At 45.2% G+C, this 14,988-nt stretch carries 13 protein-coding genes, 16 tRNA genes and 1 rRNA gene; 29 read left to right on the top strand and 1 reads right to left on the bottom strand.

What is annotated here, in order from left to right:
- From IFU39_RS26735 to IFU39_RS26820, 18 genes are all read left to right on the top strand, one after another.
- A 23S ribosomal RNA gene (locus IFU39_RS26735) occupies positions 1 to 80 on the top strand; the annotation flags it as partial.
- A 67-nt stretch (positions 81 to 147) separates the two neighbouring features.
- Positions 148 to 223 (top strand) — tRNA-Asn (locus tag IFU39_RS26740).
- A 3-nt stretch (positions 224 to 226) separates the two neighbouring features.
- Positions 227 to 318 (top strand) — tRNA-Ser (locus IFU39_RS26745).
- A 9-nt stretch (positions 319 to 327) separates the two neighbouring features.
- Positions 328 to 399, top strand: a tRNA-Glu gene (locus IFU39_RS26750).
- A 68-nt stretch (positions 400 to 467) separates the two neighbouring features.
- A tRNA-Val gene (locus tag IFU39_RS26755) sits at positions 468 to 543 on the top strand.
- Positions 544 to 560: 17 nt separating this feature from the next.
- A tRNA-Met gene (locus tag IFU39_RS26760) sits at positions 561 to 634 on the top strand.
- 27 nt (positions 635 to 661) lie between these two features.
- Positions 662 to 739: transfer RNA gene (locus IFU39_RS26765), tRNA-Asp, on the top strand.
- A gap of 95 nt (positions 740 to 834) precedes the next feature.
- A tRNA-Phe gene (locus IFU39_RS26770) sits at positions 835 to 910 on the top strand.
- A gap of 20 nt (positions 911 to 930) precedes the next feature.
- Positions 931 to 1,006, top strand: a tRNA-Thr gene (locus IFU39_RS26775).
- A 9-nt stretch (positions 1,007 to 1,015) separates the two neighbouring features.
- Positions 1,016 to 1,101, top strand: a tRNA-Tyr gene (locus IFU39_RS26780).
- A gap of 6 nt (positions 1,102 to 1,107) precedes the next feature.
- A tRNA-Trp gene (locus IFU39_RS26785) sits at positions 1,108 to 1,181 on the top strand.
- Positions 1,182 to 1,209: 28 nt separating this feature from the next.
- Positions 1,210 to 1,282 (top strand) — tRNA-His (locus tag IFU39_RS26790).
- Positions 1,283 to 1,304: 22 nt separating this feature from the next.
- Positions 1,305 to 1,379, top strand: a tRNA-Gln gene (locus IFU39_RS26795).
- Positions 1,380 to 1,383: 4 nt separating this feature from the next.
- Positions 1,384 to 1,458 (top strand) — tRNA-Gly (locus tag IFU39_RS26800).
- A 6-nt stretch (positions 1,459 to 1,464) separates the two neighbouring features.
- Positions 1,465 to 1,538 (top strand) — tRNA-Cys (locus IFU39_RS26805).
- Positions 1,539 to 1,544: 6 nt separating this feature from the next.
- Positions 1,545 to 1,623: transfer RNA gene (locus tag IFU39_RS26810), tRNA-Leu, on the top strand.
- 170 nt (positions 1,624 to 1,793) lie between these two features.
- Positions 1,794 to 2,720, top strand: a complete 927-nt coding sequence (locus IFU39_RS26815) for a methyltransferase domain-containing protein (protein ID WP_192135839.1) — start codon at positions 1,794 to 1,796, stop codon at positions 2,718 to 2,720.
- 309 nt (positions 2,721 to 3,029) lie between these two features.
- Positions 3,030 to 3,102: transfer RNA gene (locus IFU39_RS26820), tRNA-Asn, on the top strand.
- A gap of 59 nt (positions 3,103 to 3,161) precedes the next feature.
- Here the strand turns inward: IFU39_RS26820 and IFU39_RS26825 are convergent.
- Positions 3,162 to 5,525, bottom strand: coding sequence for a helix-turn-helix domain-containing protein (locus IFU39_RS26825; RefSeq protein WP_206759596.1), 2,364 nt, complete (start codon positions 5,523 to 5,525; stop codon positions 3,162 to 3,164).
- A 582-nt stretch (positions 5,526 to 6,107) separates the two neighbouring features.
- On the opposite strand from IFU39_RS26825, the gene IFU39_RS26830 reads away from it, so the two are divergent.
- From IFU39_RS26830 to IFU39_RS26880, 11 genes are all read left to right on the top strand, one after another.
- Positions 6,108 to 6,416 (top strand): LiaF transmembrane domain-containing protein, encoded by a 309-nt coding sequence (locus IFU39_RS26830; protein WP_017692311.1) that lies wholly within the window; start codon positions 6,108 to 6,110, stop codon positions 6,414 to 6,416.
- A 35-nt stretch (positions 6,417 to 6,451) separates the two neighbouring features.
- Positions 6,452 to 7,123 carry a PspA/IM30 family protein gene (locus IFU39_RS26835; RefSeq protein WP_062838036.1) on the top strand — a complete coding sequence of 224 codons (672 nt, stop codon included), beginning with the start codon at positions 6,452 to 6,454 and terminating at the stop codon, positions 7,121 to 7,123.
- Positions 7,124 to 7,127: 4 nt separating this feature from the next.
- Complete coding sequence (locus tag IFU39_RS26840; RefSeq protein ID WP_091020938.1) at positions 7,128 to 7,361, top strand: PspC domain-containing protein; 234 nt, start codon at positions 7,128 to 7,130, stop codon at positions 7,359 to 7,361.
- A 17-nt stretch (positions 7,362 to 7,378) separates the two neighbouring features.
- The gene (locus tag IFU39_RS26845) at positions 7,379 to 7,888 is read left to right on the top strand and encodes a PspC domain-containing protein (RefSeq protein ID WP_192135843.1); all 510 of its coding nucleotides are present in this window, start codon (positions 7,379 to 7,381) and stop codon (positions 7,886 to 7,888) included.
- Position 7,889: 1 nt separating this feature from the next.
- Positions 7,890 to 8,597 carry a PspA/IM30 family protein gene (locus IFU39_RS26850; RefSeq protein WP_017692315.1) on the top strand — a complete coding sequence of 236 codons (708 nt, stop codon included), beginning with the start codon at positions 7,890 to 7,892 and terminating at the stop codon, positions 8,595 to 8,597.
- A gap of 150 nt (positions 8,598 to 8,747) precedes the next feature.
- Positions 8,748 to 9,395, top strand: a complete 648-nt coding sequence (liaF, locus tag IFU39_RS26855) for a cell wall-active antibiotics response protein LiaF (protein WP_091020935.1) — start codon at positions 8,748 to 8,750, stop codon at positions 9,393 to 9,395.
- A gap of 31 nt (positions 9,396 to 9,426) precedes the next feature.
- A complete protein-coding gene (locus IFU39_RS26860) occupies positions 9,427 to 10,542 on the top strand; it encodes a sensor histidine kinase (protein WP_192135845.1) in 1,116 nt (371 codons plus the stop codon).
- On the top strand, positions 10,484 to 11,152 hold the full coding sequence (locus IFU39_RS26865; protein WP_091020933.1) for a response regulator transcription factor: 669 nt from the start codon (positions 10,484 to 10,486) through the stop codon (positions 11,150 to 11,152). Before IFU39_RS26860 ends, IFU39_RS26865 begins: the two co-directional genes overlap by 59 nt.
- A 451-nt stretch (positions 11,153 to 11,603) precedes the next feature.
- Entirely contained in the window at positions 11,604 to 12,353 is a 750-nt protein-coding gene (locus IFU39_RS26870) for a YwmB family TATA-box binding protein (protein WP_192135847.1), read from the top strand.
- 214 nt (positions 12,354 to 12,567) lie between these two features.
- Complete coding sequence (gene zwf, locus IFU39_RS26875) at positions 12,568 to 14,118, top strand: glucose-6-phosphate dehydrogenase (RefSeq protein WP_105601359.1); 1,551 nt, start codon at positions 12,568 to 12,570, stop codon at positions 14,116 to 14,118.
- A 378-nt stretch (positions 14,119 to 14,496) separates the two neighbouring features.
- A complete protein-coding gene (locus IFU39_RS26880) occupies positions 14,497 to 14,895 on the top strand; it encodes a DoxX family protein (protein WP_024634146.1) in 399 nt (132 codons plus the stop codon).
- Positions 14,896 to 14,988: the final 93 nt, after the last annotated feature.

Genomic DNA, 14,988 nt, shown 5'->3' on the forward strand with positions numbered 1-14,988 from the left:
CGACGAGGTAGATAGGCTGGGGGTGGAAGTGCAGCAATGCATGGAGCTGACCAGTACTAATCGGTCGAGGGCTTATCCAATTAGCAAGTGATAATTCGCATGTTTCGTTTCGAATCTAGTTTTCAGAGAACGATCTCTGAAGCATATTCCCTGATAGCTCAGTTGGTAGAGCACTCGACTGTTAATCGAGTTGTCACAGGTTCGAGCCCTGTTCGGGGAGCCATATGGAGAGGTGTCCGAGCTGGCCGAAGGAGCACGATTGGAAATCGTGTAGGCGTCACAAGCGTCTCGAGGGTTCGAATCCCTCTCTCTCCGCCATAATATTAAGGCCCGTTGGTCAAGGGGTTAAGACACCTCCCTTTCACGGAGGTAACAGGGGTTCGAATCCCCTACGGGTCATAATAACTTCTCAAAAAAGAAGTTGATTTTTACAACAAGATTATGGTATGATCATAAATGTGTTGTTCGGAGGCTTAGCTCAGCTGGGAGAGCATCTGCCTTACAAGCAGAGGGTCGGGGGTTCGATCCCCTCAGCCTCCACCATATAAACTTTATAACGACGCGGGGTGGAGCAGCCCGGTAGCTCGTCGGGCTCATAACCCGAAGGCCGCAGGTTCAAATCCTGCCCCCGCAATCATACTTTCCTTTGAGAAAGTGATCTGGAACCGTGGTGTAGTTGGCCTAACATGCCTGCCTGTCACGCAGGAGATCGCGGGTTCGAATCCCGTCGGTTCCGCCATTTAATCTTTACATGAGGCAAACTGTTCACTACATCTGCTGTATGGCACTGATGCCCTATATAAAGTGTAAGGAATTAAGATTAGACTTTATTATGGCTCGGTAGCTCAGTCGGTAGAGCAGAGGACTGAAAATCCTCGTGTCGGCGGTTCGATTCCGTCCCGAGCCACCATTTTTAAAACAATTTAATATGCCGGTGTAGCTCAACTGGTAGAGCAACTGACTTGTAATCAGTAGGTTGGGGGTTCAAGTCCTCTCGCCGGCACCATGTAATCCTGGAGGATTAGCGAAGTGGCCAAACGCATCAGACTGTAAATCTGCTCCCGTACGGGTTCGGTGGTTCGAATCCATCATCCTCCACCAGTTTTTAGGGGCATAGTTTAAAGGTAGAACAACGGTCTCCAAAACCGTTGGTGTGGGTTCAATTCCTGCTGCCCCTGCCAATTATCTTTTAGAAAATAACCTTTTGTGGCGATCGTGGCGAAGTGGTTAACGCACCGGTTTGTGGATCCGGCATTCGGGGGTTCAATTCCCCTCGATCGCCCCTTTGTTTTTTCATTTTTTATTGGGGATTAGCCAAGCGGTAAGGCAACGGACTTTGACTCCGTCATGCATAGGTTCAAATCCTATATCCCCAGCCATTATGCGGACGTGGCTCAGCGGTAGAGCATCGCCTTGCCAAGGCGAGGGTCGCGGGTTCGATTCCCGTCGTCCGCTCCAAAATATGGCGCCATAGCCAAGTGGTAAGGCACAGCTCTGCAAAAGCTTTATCCCCAGTTCGAATCTGGGTGGCGCCTCCAGCATATGCCGGCGTGGCGGAATGGCAGACGCGCTCGACTCAAAATCGAGTGGGAAACCGTGGAGGTTCGAGTCCTCTCGCCGGTATATTGAATAGCCCTACATGTTGCTTATGCAATGTGTAGGGCTATTTTTATTTTATATAAATTGATTTTTTGTATTGTAAGGATAGTTGGACGTTAATAAAGATTGACGTATGATTTAATTAAGTATATTGTAGATAATTGAAGTCTTCAATTAAAGAGGAGTGAAGCATAGTGACTACTGGAAAAAATGTAACGGATACCGATCTGTTATTTGATCTTTCTGTATGGGAAGAGGCATGGAAGAACCGCCCGAGAATTTCAAAATATGAGAAGAAAAGCACTCCCTTTAATACAGAAGAAGCATTTGAGCGGTGGGCCAGGGATTATCATGCACAGTCGTTTACCGAAGAAGGAAAGCAGCGTTCTGAACGTATTATGGGCTGGATTGAAAACCAGGGTGTGGAATTCGCAGGGTTATCCATTTTGGACATTGGAGCGGCCTCAGGCATATTTACCATTCCTTTTGCGGAAAAGGGGGCAAATGTGACAGCAGTTGAGCCTTCTGAGTTGCTAGTCTCCTTTATGAAAGAGACGATACCTCCAGCACTTGAATCCAAAATCGAAATCGTAAACGAACGATATGAGGAAATCTCTATTCAGGATAAAGGCTGGGAGAAGAAATATGACTTTGCATTTGCATCCATGTGTCCGGCCATGTCGGATTGGGAAACGATTGAGCAGGCGATCAATTGCGCCCGGAAGTATGTGTATATAAGTACTATGGCGGGACAGAAGGAACACACACTAATGGATGAACTTAAGGATGTACTTGGGGTTACTTCTTCATACAAGGCCGGTGATATGGGCTATATCCAACAGTTGCTGTATTTGAAGGGTTATTCTTATACGATGATCATTACGAGAGAAGTTAACTCATTTGAAGTACCGGTGGAAGAGATTATCGAAAAGCTGCCAGAATGGCTTAGTACGTATGAGTTACCATCGAATGAAGATTCCCTCAGATTGGCTGAGAATTACATTAGCGATACGTACAAGGATAGTACGGTGACCTTCTCACGTGGAGCAAGATTTGGTAAAATTCTAATTCAACTTGAACAGCCAAATATGAAAACAGTTCGTACTAAGGATAAGCGATAAATCGCATACGCTTGGCAAGTGTACTGATAATCAGGAATTGAGATGGACAATGTAGTCTAACGTCTAAGATGACACTAGGAAGCATCACAACGCTGTGCAAAAAGATGAACGGTTGAAACATATGATGTTAAGATTGTAGAAGTAAAGTTGTAAGTGAAGGGAGCAGGTTATGTGCTCCCTCTTTTTTGAAGCTACTAATTCATCGACCGCTTTGAACCAGCCCACCAGCCCTCGTTTATTTAGAGATATTCAAGACAACGAAAAACAAAACACAGACCTCGTTTTCAGAGAATGATCTCTGAAGCACATTCCCGGATCTCTCAGTTGGTAGAGCACTCGACGGTTAATCGAGTTGTCACAGGTCCGAGCCCTGTTCGGGGAGCTATATGGAGAGGTGTCCAAGCTGGCCGAAGGAGTACGACTTACTATCGTGCTCCTTTTCTAATCTCTGTTCGACACTTCTGCTTTCTGCTTACGCTCCCGATACTGGCCGGGGGTGATTCCTTCCCATTTACGGAATGATCGGATAAAATTTTGTGGATTGTTGTACCGAAGTCGTGCTGCGATCTCTTTAACGGTTAGATCACTTTCGTCCAGCCATTTTTTAGCGATATTAAATCGGTACTTGGTAAGATATTCACTAAATGCACAGCCGGTCTCTTTGCGGAAAACACTACTTAAGTAGTTGGCATTGTAGTGAAGCTTAACAGCACATTCCTCAAGCGTCAGATCCTTATCATAATCTTGATGAATCATGGCAATCATTTTCTCAGATATATGCTGATACTGGGCATATTGTCTCGCTTTAAAAACCTGAATGACGGGCAAGATGACTTGATGGTTAAACCACTCCTCAACTTCAGCAGCGTACTGCAAACCATGAAGTTCATGAAACATCGAGCCACGACCTTGGGAGAACTGTCCGAGTCGTATGCCGGATTCCTGAGTCATTTGCAAAATATGCGTGAGTAGCCTCGTAAGAGCCACCTCATACTCCTCGGGTGTAACCTCCATACCAAAGATCACTTCAAGCAGTTGTTGCAGAAGAGCAGAGGACTGAACTTCGTCCGCGCTTTGAATAGCTTGGATCAACGAATATTCCAATGATTCCGGGTAGGTCATGGACCAAGTGGGAGCGTAATGATCTATGTTCTCATATTGAAAAATAATGCCTGTTCCCAGCTTCATCCGATGCCTCAATGCTTCCATGGCTTCTGTATAAGCTTGAGGGATGTGATGTAGAGAGCTGTGCGGCTGGCTGAATCCTATACTGACTTGAAGAGCTAGAATCTTATCCATCTGTTGTTGTAACTGATCTGTTAATACATATAGCTGCTGTGAAAAAATAAACTGATCCTGTTCAACGGTCCCAATCACCGTGACTACCGTATGTTCCAGCACAATGGGAAGCAATTGTTGGTTATGCACAACCGTTTCCTCCAATATATTTTGAATAGCGAATAATAAGAGATCACGATCACTAGCTCTATATTTTGTATGATTAACAAGATCGGCCTGTAGTGTAATAACAGCAATTTGTTGCCATTCCCGAACCTGATGTGTGTAGCCATATTCATGCAAGGTGTCATGAAGAGTATGAACAGGGATCTTACCCTGGAACAGATTCATCATAAAATGATTGCGAATCTGCAACAGATGCACATTAAGTGTGTTCTCTAATTGGGACCGAGAGGCAGATAATTGTGAGACCCCTGCCCTGATTTGTTCGAACTCATCAGAAAATGGTGGTGATTGCTGAGCTACCGTGTTTCCTTCTTTGGACAGGTGGTTGTCACCAAGTTGGGTTAAAAGTTTACGAATCGGGACATGCATTCGCTTGGAGCCGAGCCAGGCGAGTAATAATGAAAGTAAAAGTAAGAAGATACTGATATACAAGGTGTGTAATCCGATATCGATATATTCTTGTGTCAGAATATTGGTAGGTGAGATTAGAACATAAGTCCATCCTTTTAAGGTAGAAGGGCTATACGTCAGAGTATAATGTGTATCGTCGATCTTCACTTCTCGGTTTTCAAAACCTGTTGAAAATGTGATGGGTGATAGTTTGGTTATGTTGGCTTCTGTATCCCGATCCTGTAATCCAATGGCAGACAGCGGTTGTCCAATGTATATAGGATCGGGATGGACCAAGATACGTTGTTCCCGATTCATAATGATCAGTCCTGAGGCAGCATTTCCTAAGGATGCTTCTCCTCGTGTATTTTGCAAAGAGCATGCAGGGATTCCCGCAATCAGAGCAGCATCAGAAGACGTATTCAGATTGGGAATAGACCTCGCTAGGGCAATATGATAAATACAGCCTGTACCGGGTGAACGCTCATCATTGCTGAACACCGATGAAGGGGAGAGCTGCCATCCAGAAATTAACGTATCCGATATCAATTCCTTCATGGGAAGAGCCAGTGGAAAATCGGTATTACGATATAATCCGGCATGATCAATAAGCCAATTCTGGGATTGATTCACCAGGGTAATATCCAGCAATGGCTCCCATGACCTCATATTCTGAAATTCGCTCTGTAGCTTGTCGGCAAGCAAAGGTCCTTTCCCTTCTAGTGAAGAAGAAGCAGACAGGGAACGAAGGGTTACTGGAGAGCGAACGGCCTGATCAAGCATATAACTGACTGTAGCGAGTTTGTGTTCTACGTTGGTTTGCATTTGTTCCAGCAACTGTCTGTTGGCCTGCGTACGATGCAGCTCAGTTTGGTTTGATGAATAGATAAATGCGGCAATTCCCGTTAACAAAATGGGCAGGGTGCTTAACAGGATTCCGAAGATGATCATTTTATGGAGATAGCTGATTGGTCGCACAGTTTCAGTTCCACCCCTGACATTAGTAATAGTAACACTTTCTATTTTAGTAAACGCTTACATATAGAACAATCTAAATTTTGTTTATTTGGATAAATAAGTAATTTCATAAGAGGGTATAGAAGTAGAGATAAGGGATTGCTGATAGATGATTTTGCAGAAAAGGCTAGAGAAGCGGCTTGGAATGACTATCCAATACGGAATCATGAGAAACGAAATTGCAGTGTGAACGTAAATAGAGACATGGCCATCATTCTCTCTACAGGTCGATATCGGCTAAAGGGTAGCCTGAATACGGGTAATAGAAGGTATCTGGAGTGTTATTCAGCTTAGGTGGAACGTTGGTCTTATATAGGGACAGTCAAAGGTCCAACTAGATCCCCGACCTGAGTCTAGGATGAAAAACCGTCCACGGTCTGTTTTGAAAAGTCGCAGAATCCCCTAGAATAAGGACATAAGGTTAAACAAGAAACACGGAAACAAAAAAACAAGAAACAAACGAACAAATGACTCAACATTAAAACGAACGAATGGAAAGGGCGGTGAACAACAATTATGAGATTGAATAAGGGAAATGGCTGGGCGATTGTATTGATTGCGCTGGGTGCACTACTCCTCTTCGGAAAGTTAACTCCACTTCTTGGACACTTAATGGGTTATCTGATTCCGGTCCTGATGATTGCACTGGGATACTACGGAGTCAAACGAGGGAATGTGATGCTTGGCTGGATTGTTCTCATCATCGGTATCATCTCACTGATGGGTAAACTGGCATGGTTGATCGGACCGATCATCGCGATCGGGTTAATCATCTTTGGTATCTCAATGCTAAGCAATAACCGCAGTCGTCGTGGTCGGTACTAAGCTTTCACGATTATGAAAAGGAGGGACAGAACATAATGAGTGTATTTCGTCGAATGCGGGATATTACCGTAGCCAATCTGAACGAACATTTGGAGCAAAGTCAGGACCCAGTCAAACTGATTGATCAGTTTCTGGTCTCGACCCGCCAAGACATCGGTGAAGCCGAGAAACTTCGTCATCAATATGCAAGTCATACCAGACAAATGAAACAACAAGCCGATCAGGCAGCAGGTATGGTGAACAAACGCGAAGAACAGGCTTCCATGGCTCTCAAAGCAGGAGAAGAACATCTCGCTAAGCTGGCCTTGCAGGAGAAAATCCTCCACGAGGAAAAAATGGAACAGTACAATGAATTGTATGCACAAAGTTATGCGGCATTACAGGAGCTGGATGAACAGATCGACCAGTTGAAAGTTGAATATCAGAATGTATACAGCAAACGCCAATATTACTACGCTCGTATGCAGACGATTCAGTTACAACAACGTATGAACCAGAGAGGGAATCACAACGGTCAGAATGTACCTCGTATGTTTAACCGACTGGATGACCAAGTCTCAGATCTCGAATATGAAGCACAAAGTCTCCGGGATATCCGGCGGATGGGTCAAGATGGTTCAGGAGTAACTGGAAGCATGTCATCCTCCACGCTGGATAAGGAACTGGAGCGCTTAAGACAGAAATTGAACAATGACAGAAAGGAGTAGTCACATGAATAAATTATACCGCTCGGCGCGTAATCGAATGCTAACAGGTTTGATCGGCGGCATTTCTGAAAATCTCGGATTGAGCACCACGCTGCTACGTATCATTTTCTTCATCAGTATTTTTGCTACGGGAGGTACTTCATTGTTGATCTACTTCATCGCTGCATTGGTGGTACCCAAGGAATCCAACCACGTTGATCCATATGCTTATGATCCCAACGTAAGAGGATACAAGTAAACGAAAGGAGCAAGAACATGAGCAAATTATACCGCTCAACGCGTGACCGGATGTTAACCGGCTTGTGCGGCGGAATTTCCGAAACCATCGGAATGGATTCCACCCTGCTGCGTATCATCTTTGTTATCAGTATCTTCGTAACTGGCGGCACGTCGTTGTTAATATACTTTATTGCAGCACTGGTGGTACCAAAAGAACCGTATCCGCCTTATGATCCATATGGCTACGGTCAGGGCCCAGGTCCTGGTCCTGGCAGAGGATACAACAACTATGATCATCAGCCACCGAGAGGTCCTTTTCAAAATAATCACAACCAGCAAGGTCCTGGTAACTTCGGTCCCGGCCATGGATTCAACGGCAGACCTCAATCTGGTCCCCGTTCTTATGACAACAACGCCTACGGAGCAGGTGCACCACAAGAAAGTGAACTTGATTCCATGATGAAAGATATCGAGAAAAAAGCACTGAAAAAAGAAGTTGAAGAGCTTCGCCAAAAATTATCTCGTTACGAGAAGGGAGAAAAGTAAAATGGGAGTATTTAAACGGATTAAGGATATGACGAAAGCATCGGTAAATGATATGTTGGATAAGGTAGAAGATCCGATTGTAATGTTGAACCAGTACTTGCGTGATATGGAGGCTGAGATTCATGAGGCAGAGGTAACTGTTGCTAAACAAATGGCAAATGAGCGCCGCATGAAACAACGTTTGGATGAAGCGGAGCGTACTTCGGTACAACGTGAGTCCCAAGCAGAAGCTGCTCTGTCTAACGGTCAGGAAGAAGTGGCACGCAAATTGTTGGAAGAGAAAATCTACTTTGATCAAAAAATTACGGAGTACAGCGAACTGCATGCACAGTCCGAAGCACAAGCAAAAGATCTGTTGCAACAGTTGCATGATATGAAAGATGAGTTCTACAAAATGCGTAACAAACGTAATGAACTTGTATCCCGTGCACAAATGGCAAAAGCTAAAAAACAAATGTCTTCCATCAACAGCTTGCATTCGATCGAAAGTGGCGGCGCATCACTTGGATTCCACCGCATGGAGGAGAAAATCATGCAGCTGGAAGCTGAAGCTGACGTAGCTCGTGCACCTTATCGCAACACATCATCCACGTACACGAATCCTGTAGATGTGGAAAAACAATTCAAAGTGGATCAGCAATTACAAGCCCTCAAAAACAAAATGGGCAATGGTTCCAAGAATGAAGCGAACGGAACTTCAAAAGAATAACTGTTCGCTTAGTGGACAATATGATATTCTATAAATCGTGTATAATGTACGGTTGGTAGAACAAAAGTTAAGCCATACAGGACTTCATTGCCTGATATGGCTTTTCCGTTGAATAAAGAGAGATTAACTTACAGAGGAGGTGCGGCGGGGATGAATCAAAAGAGTAAATGGCTTGCAGTTGTCATTATGATTATTGGCACAATGATGTTATTGAATGACAATATTAACTTCCTGACCGCTGCCGCACTGATTCTGTTAACGGTTGGAATGCTTCAAGTCCGCAATGGGGATACCCGCAAAGGTCATCGGTATCTTGGCATTGGTGCGGCACTGTTATTGCTGGATAATTTAATGATTGTATTTTTGATTGTACTTGCTTCTTTAGCTTACTTTTATTCGAAAAACAAAAAGATTCATCTGGACGAAGGCGTTATGAAGAAACAGAATTTCATGGCTCGTTACTACTGGGATCAATCATCCTGGACGTTACGTAGTATGAGTCTGTGGCATGCCATAGGTGAGGTTAACGCCGATCTATCTCTTTCGATTCCGGAGGAGAAACAAACGATTGTGCTGCTGCAAGGAGTTATGGGCAATGTTCGCCTTACGCTACCAGAAGATTATGGAGTGGAGATTGAAGCATCGGTTCTTTTCGGCCGGATTAATCTTCTTGGAGAACAAGATAGCGGCATGATGAACAAATTAGTATGGAGAACGCCTGGATATGAATCCAGTGAACATAAAGCAAAATTTGTCATTTCTTATATTGTTGGCGACCTAAGTATCAGTAATCCGTAGTAAAATAGATGAAGAGAAGGAGGAGACCCCGATGAAGACAAAACGACATACCGACATGGTAACCCGAAGTATGGGTGAAGGGATCCTCCTGGTTTTCATTGTGCTCGCTGTTATTTTGTATGTATTGTATACATATGGTTATCTTGCTCCGTTTACAGGTTGGCGGCATCTGATTCAATCCGGGCTGGCTCTATTGCTGCTTCTGATTGGGATTGGTGCGGTCTTTGGGTTCTATCAGAGTTACCGCGTTAAACGCCGGCTCGAACTGCTGCGGGAAACACTTCTACTGTGGGAGAAGGGCTCTCTATCCCGCACTGTACCTGATCTGGGCGATGATGATGTGGGTCGTCTAAGTGAGCAACTCGGACGAATCGGCAAAAAGTGGGAAGATCAGGTATCTTCGCTCCAGCGATTGTCTACTCATAATGCACAGCTTGCTGAACAATCCAGAATTACGGCTATTGTGGAAGAGCGGCAGCGTTTGGCACGGGAACTGCATGATGCGGTATCGCAGCAATTGTTCGCGATATCCATGACAGCAACGGCCGTTGGACGGAAGATGGAGAAGGATTTTGAACGTGCTCAGCGGCAGGTGGCTTTGATTGAGGAAATGGCTTCGGTAGCTCAGTCCGAGATGCGTGCGTTACTGTTACATCTGCGGCCAGTTTATCTGGAGGGTAAACATCTCGAACAAGGTCTACGTGATCTGGTGATGGAACTGAAAACAAAAGTACCTATGGACATTGTGCTCGAAATGGACGAAGACATTGAACTGATCAAAGGCATCGAGAATCATCTGTTTCGAATCGTTCAGGAGGCTATGTCCAATACGTTACGGCATGCAAAAGCGGAAAAAATGGAGATACGGATCCAGCGCCGTACTGATGCGATCCGAGTATTGATTCGTGATGATGGGCAAGGCTTCGATCTGGATGAGAATAAACAAGCTTCCTACGGTCTGGCTAACATGCGTGAACGTGTTACGGAGATTGGCGGGGCTATACAATTTGTAACAGCGCCTGGTAAGGGAACGCGGATTGAGATTACGATACCTTTGATGAACGATGAAAGTGAGGAAGAACATGTCAATGGAACCGGAAGTCGAAACGGAGACGGAAACGTCGATCAAAGTATTGCTCGTGGATGATCATGAGATGGTGCGTATTGGTCTTGCAGCGGTACTGGATACCGAAGATGGAATTGAAGTTGTTGGTGAAGCAGGTAGTGGAGAGGAAGGCATTCGGCTTGCACAGGAGTATAAGCCTGATGTTGTTCTGATGGACCTGGTTATGGAAGGCATGGATGGCATTGAGGCTACTCGTCAGGTACTTAAAATGTATCCAGAGTGCAAAGTCATTGTATTGACCAGTTACTTGGATGATGAAAAAATGTATCCTGTCATTGAAGCAGGTGCATTCAGTTATCTGTTGAAAACATCAAGAGCCAATGAAGTGGCAGATGCGATTCGCGCAGCCGCTCGCGGGCAATCCGTTCTGGAGTCACAGGTCGCTTCGAAAATGATGAATCGATTCCGGCAGCCACAGGCAGCAGCTCCTCTGCATGATGAATTGACGGACCGTGAAATGGATGTGCTCCGGTTGCTCGCCAAAGGTAAATCGAATCAGGACATCGCTGATGATCTGATCATCGGCATTAAGACAGTCAAATTCCATGTCACGAATTTACTGGCAAAATTGGGCGTAGACGACCGTACACAGGCTGCGATCTATGCTTATAAAAATGGACTTGCAGAGTAATAACAAGAATCATATGCGTTAACATCATTAAGCCAAATAACCGTGCATTAATGTGCGGAAGTTATAGATAAGAGATGATTTATATATAAGTGCGTGTTCAAAAAGGTCGGTTTTCAGTACCAAGAAGATGGGATAAAGCTAGAAATGGAGTAGCGGAGCGTAGATCGAGCTACGTGAGCAACCGCAATGTTTCCGAAGGAAACATTCTTCGTAAGCCCCTACTTATTTCGGCTGAATTCCATAATGATGTTGAGGATGCCGCTAGGCACCCTTCGTAATCAAAAGCGGACTTTTTGAACAACCTCTATAAGTATGAATGGAAAGCTCTGATCTGCCATGCAAGTGGCGGGTGGGGCTTTTTTTTGCTGTGTTCAGAAGAAGTATGGCTAATGTGGGAATGGGGCATGCTGTTGATAGATTCATAGAATGCAAGAATGAACGGGGGATTCAAATGTTAAATCGTTGGATGACAGCAGGTATATTGGCAATGGCTATTATTATTCTTATTGGTGTGACACAGGTATACGCAGAGAAGAACGAACCGAAAGCAGCCCAACTGGAACAGCTAATCTATACTGCTGACAGTGTAATTGATAATGTGGATCGTCTGGTGATTAAATGGCAAGGAGAAGGCAAGGGAGATGCACAAGCACAGGCCGTGTTACTAGCAAGTCACTTGGGACTTGAATCACCGATGCAGGTACGTCAGACGGGCCATAATGTGTACCGCAGTGAGGTGGTTGTAGGTACAGCTAATAGTAGCATAGGCATGTTGGTCAATGTCGTCGAGACAGGAGATAACGGCTACTACGCCATCGTACAAATTTCTGGGGATGCACACACGGATCGGAAGGCATTAATGACAGTACATGAACAGGTGGATCAACTGCTTGTAGACTCAGGGATGAAGGCAACCTGGAATATGTCCGTGCAAGGTACAGCAGTTACTGCTACTGCACATGATGCGAGTCAGCAACTGGAACTGATTGAAGAACAGCTGTCCACAAAGGTGGATATCACCTCCGTTGAACGTTATACGGATGTAGCCAGCGCAAGTGTCTCTTATGAGGCGGCTGAGCTGCCCCTGTCGATCAAGAGTGGCTCGCATATGTTGAATATGCAACTCGCAGTTCACCAGGTTGGTGACGAGGTCGACAATCGAATTACAGTGGGGTTTCCGGTGATTACGATTGAATATTAAGGATGAATTTTTCATGAATTAGGACCCAATATTGAGAATCTTTATCAGAAAAATGAGTTTGAAATAGTGCATCCATTCAGTTGATATGCTAAAATGGCATCACATCCAAGAAGGAACTTGCTGGTAATTGACAGTTGTATGTCGTGCATATATAACACCATTACATAGCTCGGGGAGAGTGTGAAGGTTATCTTCCCGGAAGAAAGAGGAGCCCATGGTTGAAAAACAATTGCAAGATGAAGTACAGACACCAGGCGCAGTATTTTTCATTTTTGGAGCAACGGGTGATTTGGCCCGCCGGAAGCTGTTTCCGGCTATCTACAGTCTTTACCGTGAAGGCAAGCTTGCCGAAGACTTTGCGGTTATTGGCGTAGCACGTCGTCCGAGGTCCCCAGAAGAATTCCGGGAAGACATCTATGAATCCATTAAAGAGTTCTGCCGTTATCCAGCGGGGGAACCTGATGAGTGGAACGCTTTTGTCGATCATTTTGAATACAAAGCACTGGATATCAATAATGTGGACGGATTCAAAGAGCTGCGTGCGCAGACGGAGCATCTGGAATCAAAGTTTAACACGCCGGGGAACCGGCTGTTCTATCTGGCACTGGCACCTGAGCTGTTTGGCAGTGTCTCGTACAGTTTGCGGGACGGCGGTATGCTGGAAAGTCAGGGTTGGAACCGTTTGGTGATCGAAAAACCATTTGGTTATGATCTGCAATCGGCCGAACATCTGAATGAGCAGATTCGTGAGGTATTCCGTGAAGAGGAAATCTATCGGATTGATCATTATCTGGGCAAGGAAATGGTGCAAAATATCGAAGTGATCCGCTTCGGAAATGCTTTTTTTGAACCGCTCTGGAACAACAAACATATTGCCAACGTTCAGATTACGCTTGGTGAGACCGTCGGCGTAGAAGAACGTGGTGGTTATTATGATCACTCCGGTGCACTGCGTGACATGGGGCAGAATCATATGCTTCAGATGTTAACGATGATTGCGATGGAGCCGCCGAGTCGCCTATTCCCGGAAGACATTCGGGATGAGAAGGTGAAGGTATTGCGTTCATTGCGGGCCTTTACTTCGGATGAGGAAGTGAGCAACAACGTTGTGCGGGGACAGTATTCCGAAGGGGAATACCGTGGCAAGCAGCTTCCGGGGTATCGTCAGGAAGACAAGGTTGATCCGCAGTCGAATACGGAGACGTATTTTGCCGCACGTGTATTTGTTGATAATTTCCGCTGGGCGGGTGTTCCATTCTACATTCGGACAGGCAAGCGTCTACCGGTGAAAACGACCGAGATCGTAGTTGAGTTCAAGTCGATGCCAAACAACGTGTACCTTGGGAAAAAGTATAAATTGGAACCGAATCTGCTAGTCATTCGGGTAAATCCGATGGAAGGCATATATATCAAAATCAATGCTAAGAAACCAGGCTCGGATTCCGAGATTCAGCCACTCGCAATGGATTTCTGTCAGAGCTGCATGATTGGAATCAACTCGCCTGAAGCGTATGAACGTCTGCTGCACGATGCAGCAGAGGGGGATTCTACGTACTTTACCCGTTGGGATGAAGTGGCAACAGCCTGGTCTTTTGTGGATCGGATCGCAGCAGCCTGGGGACAGAATCAGGGAGAACTTCATACGTACCCTGCTGGAACATGGGGGCCAGAAGCGACAGATAAGCTGCTGGATCAGGACGGATTCCACTGGTGGCCGGTGAATGGTCAGGACGAGGACAGCGTGATCTGGCAAGTGAATGGTTAGGGTAGGGTAAGGGCATTAACAATGGTAATAACAACATACACAACATGACTGAGTCTGGGGAAATCGCAAATTTTGCGGTGTCTCCAGGCTTTTTTTCGCGGGGAAAGGGGAGGTATCCATCATAAGGAAATAAGTAATTTAAATTAAGTTGTTGACAAAAAGTAAGTATGTAACTTATACTCAACACATGAGTTAAAGAGTTACGCAAATGACAAACTTTATTCGGGCAAACATTTCGGATAAGTTATCATTCATGAGATAAAATGTAAACCAGTTGAAGGGGTTTGCGTCACAGAGAATCATGAAGAAAAAATGTGCATAATATCTTTAATCTAAGAATACTATTTTGTATATATCGAATGGAGGAAAAAGAAAATGATGTTGGATGTAGGGTTGTTGTTGATTCGTTTGGTGATTGGATTGTCGTTCATGGCGCACGGGGCTCAAAAGCTGTTTGGTTGGTTCGGAGGGTACGGGATCAAGGGTACAGGCGGCTGGTTTGAATCGATGGGTATGAAACCCGGTGCATTGGTGGCGTTACTGGCTGGACTCGCGGAATTCGGTGGCGGATTGCTGCTGGCTCTGGGTCTGCTCACACCGGTAGGTGGCATTCTGATTGCATTGACGATGGTCATTGCCATTGTGAAAGTCCATGGAGCGAACGGATACTGGTCCACACAGAACGGATTCGAATATAATCTCGCGATTCTGGTGATTGGTGTAGCGCTGGCACTGACGGGTGGCGGACAATACGCACTGGATGCATTGATTTTCTAAATCCGATAAATAAAAATGAATGAGGAGTGCCTGGATGCCATGGAAATGGCTGAAGGGTGCTTTTTTTTGCAAGTGAAAAGAGAAGAATCTGCT

Source organism: Paenibacillus sp. CFBP 13594 (assembly GCF_014842675.1).
GTDB lineage: Bacteria > Bacillota > Bacilli > Paenibacillales > Paenibacillaceae > Paenibacillus > Paenibacillus amylolyticus_B.

Coding starts and splice junctions, on each gene's coding strand:
- IFU39_RS26850 (WP_017692315.1), top strand. CDS start 7,890: ATGGGAGTATTTAAACGGATTAAGGATATGACGAAAGCATCGGTAAAT.
- IFU39_RS26870 (WP_192135847.1), top strand. CDS start 11,604: ATGTTAAATCGTTGGATGACAGCAGGTATATTGGCAATGGCTATTATT.
- IFU39_RS26860 (WP_192135845.1), top strand. CDS start 9,427: ATGAAGACAAAACGACATACCGACATGGTAACCCGAAGTATGGGTGAA.
- IFU39_RS26830 (WP_017692311.1), top strand. CDS start 6,108: ATGAGATTGAATAAGGGAAATGGCTGGGCGATTGTATTGATTGCGCTG.
- IFU39_RS26845 (WP_192135843.1), top strand. CDS start 7,379: ATGAGCAAATTATACCGCTCAACGCGTGACCGGATGTTAACCGGCTTG.
- IFU39_RS26880 (WP_024634146.1), top strand. CDS start 14,497: ATGTTGGATGTAGGGTTGTTGTTGATTCGTTTGGTGATTGGATTGTCG.
- IFU39_RS26835 (WP_062838036.1), top strand. CDS start 6,452: ATGAGTGTATTTCGTCGAATGCGGGATATTACCGTAGCCAATCTGAAC.
- liaF (WP_091020935.1), top strand. CDS start 8,748: ATGAATCAAAAGAGTAAATGGCTTGCAGTTGTCATTATGATTATTGGC.
- zwf (WP_105601359.1), top strand. CDS start 12,568: ATGGTTGAAAAACAATTGCAAGATGAAGTACAGACACCAGGCGCAGTA.
- IFU39_RS26865 (WP_091020933.1), top strand. CDS start 10,484: ATGGAACCGGAAGTCGAAACGGAGACGGAAACGTCGATCAAAGTATTG.
- IFU39_RS26825 (WP_206759596.1), bottom strand. CDS start 5,525: ATGATCATCTTCGGAATCCTGTTAAGCACCCTGCCCATTTTGTTAACG.
- IFU39_RS26840 (WP_091020938.1), top strand. CDS start 7,128: ATGAATAAATTATACCGCTCGGCGCGTAATCGAATGCTAACAGGTTTG.